2 protein-coding genes are annotated in these 5352 nt (G+C 72.8%); both read left to right on the plus strand.

Going from position 1 to position 5352, the window contains the following annotated elements; genetic code table 11:
* Positions 1–41 precede the first annotated feature (41 nt).
* Positions 42–4448 carry an SDR family NAD(P)-dependent oxidoreductase gene (locus tag ABZ707_RS33195; protein ID WP_360182593.1) on the plus strand — a complete coding sequence of 1469 codons (4407 nt, stop codon included), beginning with the start codon at positions 42–44 and terminating at the stop codon, positions 4446–4448.
* A 66-nt stretch (positions 4449–4514) separates the two neighbouring features.
* On the plus strand, positions 4515–5352 hold an 838-nt coding region (locus ABZ707_RS33200), incomplete at its 3' end, for a beta-ketoacyl synthase N-terminal-like domain-containing protein (RefSeq protein ID WP_360182596.1).

Consider the following 5352-nt stretch of genomic DNA (forward strand, 5'->3'; position numbering starts at 1 on the left):
TGCAGGCGATGCGGCATGGTGTGTTGCCGAGGACGTTGCATGTGGAGGAGCCGTCGCCGCATGTGGACTGGGAGTCGGGTGCGGTGGAGTTGTTGGCCGAGGAGCGGGAGTGGCCCGAGGTGGACCGGCCGCGCCGCGCCGCCGTCTCCTCCTTCGGGATCAGCGGCACCAACGCACACGTCATCATCGAACAGGGCACCGAGCAGGACGCCGGGACCACCCGCGACCAGCCGGAGCCCGCTCGGACACCCGCACTGCCCGTCACGCCCTACCTGCTTTCCGCGCGCGGTGAGCAGGCGCTGCAAGCCCAGGCCGCCCGGCTGCTGGAGTACGCCGTGGCCCATCCGGAGCGGGCGGCAGGCGACATCGGCCACTCGCTGGCCACCACCCGTGCCCTGCACGACAACGCCGCCGTGGTAGTGGCGGGAGACCGGGACGAACTCCTGGAGGGACTCGGCGCGTTGGCGGCGGGGAACGCCTCACCGGCTGTTGTCCACGCCGGCCCGGTGCCTCGGGGCAGGACCGCGTTCCTGCTGACCGGACAGGGCTCGCAGCGCCTCGGCATGGGGCGTGAACTGTACGCGGCCTCACCGGTGTTCGCCGCGGCCTTCGACGAGGTCTGTGAGCATCTGGACCGCGAACTCGTCCGGCCGCTGAAGAGTGTGCTCTTCGCCCCGCGGGACTCCGCCGACTCGGCGCTGCTCGACCAGACGGCGTTCACCCAGGCCGCCCTGTTCGCGTTGGAGACCGCGCTGTTCCGGCTGGCCGAGCATCACGGTCTCACACCGGACTTCCTGCTCGGTCACTCCATCGGCGAGGTGACCGCCGCGCATCTGGCCGGGGTGCTCGACCTGCCGGACGCCTGCGTCCTGGTCAGCGAGCGGGGCCGGCTGATGCAGGCCGCCCGCGAAGGCGGGGCCATGGCGGCGCTGGAGGCGGCGGAGGACGAGGTGCGCGCCACCCTCGCCGGACTCGGCGACACGGTGACGATCGCCGGAGTCAACGGCCCCCGCTCCACCGTGATCTCCGGTGACGAGTCCGCGGTCGACGCCGTCGCCGCGCTCTGGCGGGAGAAGGGCAGCCGGACCAAGCGGCTGCCGGTCAGCCACGCCTTCCACTCGCCGCACATGGACGATGTCCTCGACGAGTTCCGTACCGTCGCCGAAGACCTGACGTTCCGGCCGCCGCGTATCCCGGTGGTCTCCAATGTCACCGGCGAGTTCGCCACCACCGAGCAGCTCACCGCGCCCGAGTACTGGGCGGAGCACATCCGCCGGCCCGTCCGCTTCCTCGACGGAGTGCGGCTGCTGGCCGCCCAGGGAGTCACCGAGTGGCTGGAGCTCGGCCCGGACGGCGTGCTGACCGCGCTGGTCCAGGAGTCCCTGACCACCGACGCCGGTGCGCTCACCCCGGCACTGCGCAGGGGCCGTCCCGAGGACCATGCCTTCGCCTCCGCGCTCGGGCTGCTGGCCGCCCGGGGCGCGGTGGTGCGCTGGGACGTCGTGTTCCCCGGCGCCCGCACGGTCGAGCTGCCCGGCTACGCCTTCCAGCGGCAGCGGTACTGGCTGGAGGACCCGGCCCGTACCGGTGACGCCGCCGGACTGGGGCTGACCGCCACCGGCCATCCGCTGCTCGGTGCGGCGGTGGCACTGGCCGACCGCGACGAGCACCTTGTCACCGGACGGCTGTCCCGGCACAGCCATCCCTGGCTGACCGATCACGCCGTCGCCGGCACGGTGCTGGTGCCCGGTACCGGCCTGCTGGAACTGGCCCTGCGGGCCGGGGAGCAGATCGGCGTCCTGGGGGTCGACGAACTGACCCTGGCGGCGCCGCTGTTGCTGCCCGAGCGGGGCGGGGTGCGGTTGCAGCTTGTCGCCGGAGCCGCCGACGCCACCGGTGGCCGTCCTCTGCGGATCTATTCGCGGCCCGACGGCGGAGCCGACGAGGGCGCGGACGACTGGACGCTGCACGCGCAGGGCAGGCTCGGCACGGCCGACGGGCTGACCGACCACGAGTCGGCGGCCCACGGACTGACGCTCTGGCCGCCGGCCGGAGCCGTCGAGACCGATCTGACCGGGATCTACGAACGGCTCGCCGAGCAACGCTACGAGTACGGTCCGGCGTTCCGGAATCTGCGCCGGCTGTGGACGGCGGACGGCGAGCTCTACGCGGAGGTCGCGCTCGGCGAGGACCAGCGCGCGGACGCGGGCCGGTTCACCATCCATCCGGCGCTGCTCGACGCCGCGCTCCATCCGCTGCTGCCCGGTGTCGCCGGGGACAGCGGCGGATCGTGGCTGCCCTTCTCCTGGTCCGCCGTCACCGTGCGGGCCGCCGGCGCCACCAGCCTGCGGGTCCGGCTCGCCTTCACCGGCACCGACCCCGACTCGCCGACGGTACGGCTGACCGTGGCCGACGGTACCGGCGCACCGGTCGCCGAGGTCGAGGCGCTCACACTGCGGCCGCTGTCCGTCGAGGCGCTGCGCGCGGCGGCGGGCAGCATGGGTGACGCCCTGCTCCGGGTCGACTGGACCCCGCTGCGGGACGGACACACCGCGGCAGAGGCCCTCGACTGGGCGGTGCTGGGTGACGCGGACCCCGAAGGACTCGGCCTGGCCGGGGGCGCGGTGCGGTCGTACACCGATGGCGCCGCCGCCGTCCGCGCGGTCGACGAGGGCGCGGAGGCACCGTCCGTCCTGGTCATCCCCTGCCTTCCCGGCCACGTCGCCGGGGAGGAGCTGCCGGACCGGGTCCGGGCCGAGGCACACCGTGTACTGGCGGACACACGGTCGCTGCTGGCCGATGAGCGGTTCTCCGCCACCCGGCTGGTCGTGGTGACCCGTGGCGCGGTCGCGGCCGGACCGGGGGAGGATGTGACCGACCTGGTGCACGCCCCGGTCTGGGGGCTGCTGCGCTCCGCCCAGACCGAGAATCCGGGCCGTGTGGTCCTCGTCGACACCGAGAACGCCGGGGTCCCGGCCGGCCTTCTGGCGCGGGCCGTGCACAGCGGTGAACCACAGGCGGCCGTGCGCCGCGGCACCGTGCTCCTCCCACGGCTGGCCCGTACCCGGCCGGCCACGGAGGCCGGCACAACACCTGCGACCGCACCACCGGTGATCACACCGCGCTGGGACCACGGCACGGTGCTCATCACCGGTGCCACCGGTGCGCTGGGCGCGATCGCCGCCCGGCATCTGGTGGTGTCGAGTGGGGTCCGGCGGTTGTTGCTGGTGAGTCGTCGGGGTCCGGACGCGCCGGGTGCCGGTGAGTTGTGCGCGGAGTTGGAGGCGTTGGGTGCCGAGGTGTCGGTGGTGGCGTGTGATGTGACGGACCGGGAGGCGCTGGCGGGGTTGTTGGGCCGCTTCTCGCCGGAGGATCCGCTGACGGCCGTGGTGCACACGGCCGGTGTGCTCGACGATGTCCCGATCGAGGGGCTGACGCCCGAGCGGCTGGACGCCGTACTGCGGCCCAAGGTGGACGCGGCCTGGCATCTGCATGAGCTGACCCGCGACCTGGACCTCACCGCCTTTGTGCTGTACTCCTCCGTCGCCGGTCTGCTCGGCACCGCCGGACAGGCCAACTACGCCGCGGGCAACACCTTCCTGGACGCCCTGGCCGCACATCGCAGGGCCCGGGGACTGCCGGGTGTCTCACTCGCCTGGGGGCTGTGGGGCGAGACCGGATCCATCGCGGGCCACCTCGCCGAGGCGGATCTGCGCCGTCTGGCACGCTCCGGGCTGCTGCCGCTGGCGAGCGACGACGCCATGGAGCTGTTCGACGCCGCACCCGCCACCGGCGAGCCGGTGCTCGCGGTCACCCGCCTGGACACCGCCGCACTGCGGGCGTCGGGCGCCGGAATCCCCGCGCTGCTGCGCGGCCTGGTACCGGCTGCGCCCCAGCGCGCCGTGGCGGCGGCGGGCGGCCAGGACGCCGGGACCGGACTCGCGGAGCGGCTCGCGGCGCTGCCTCCGGCCGAGCGCGGCCGGACGCTCACCGAGCTGGTGTGCGCCCGGGTGGCCGCCGTCCTCGGCCACACGGACCCGGGCGAGATCGACCCCGAGCGGGCCTTCCTGGAGCTGGGCTTCGACTCGCTGACCGCCGTCGAGCTCCGTAACCAGCTCGGCACGGCGACCGGACTGCGGCTGCCCACCACCACGGTCTTCGACCACCCCACTCCTGCCGCGCTCGGGGCGTATCTGCTCGGGCAACTCGTCGTCGACGCGGCTCCGGGCGAACCAGTCCTGGCCGAGCTGTCCCGGCTCAAGTCCGCGATCGAGCAGTCCGCCACGGACACCGACGCGTACAACAGGATCACCGCCCGGTTGCGTGAACTGCTCGACGCCGCGGATCTGGCGAGCGGCAGCACCGCGGCCGGCGGCGGTGAGGAGGAGGACAACCTCGACTCCGCCTCCGACGAGGAGCTGTTCGCCCTCGTGGACGAACTCGACTGAGCGCACCACCGGCTGTTCCTCTGCATCAGAGGCCATCGACCACACCACATCTGGGAGTTGAGAACCATGGCGGACGAGGAGAAGCTGCGCGACTACCTCAAGAAGGCCATCGCGGACGCCCGCGACGCGCGCAGGAAACTGCGTGAGGCCGAGGACCGGCAGCGTGAGCCGATCGCGATCGTCGGGATGGCGTGCCGTTATCCGGGCGGGGTGGCGTCGCCGGATGATCTGTGGCGGCTGGTACGGGAAGGCACGGATGCCGTCAGTGAGTTCCCGGAGAACCGGGGCTGGGACGTCGACGCGCTGTACGACCCGGACCCGGAGCGTACCGGTACCTCGTACAGCCGCGAGGGCGGCTTCCTCCATGACGCGGACCTCTTCGACCCGGAGTTCTTCGGAATGTCCCCGAGGGAGGCGACCGCCGTCGACCCGCAGCAGCGCCTGCTGCTGGAGACCGCGTGGGAGACATTCGAGAGCGCCGGTCTGGACCCGGCGGCGTTGCGCGGGTCCCGTACCGGTGTGTTCACCGGGGTGATGTACAACGACTACGGTTCGCGCCCGCATCTGCCGCCCGAGGACTTCGAGGGCTATCTGTTCAGTGGCAGCGCGGGCAGTGTCGCCTCCGGCCGGTTGTCCTACACGTACGGGTTCGAGGGTCCCGCCGTGACCGTGGACACGGCGTGCTCGTCGTCGCTGGTGGCGTTGCATCTGGCGGCGAACGCGCTGCGTTCCGGCGAGTGTGATCTCGCGCTCGCCGGCGGTGTCACCGTGATGTCCACCCCGGTCGCCTTTGTCGAGTTCTCCCGGTTGCGTGGCCTTTCGGCCGATGGTCGGTGCAGGTCGTTTTCGGCGGGGGCGGATGGGACGGGGTGGTCGGAGGGTGTGGGGTTGTTGTTGGTGGAGC

Origin of the sequence: Streptomyces sp. NPDC006923, from assembly GCF_040635655.1 — a bacterium.
Classification (GTDB): domain Bacteria; phylum Actinomycetota; class Actinomycetes; order Streptomycetales; family Streptomycetaceae; genus Streptomyces.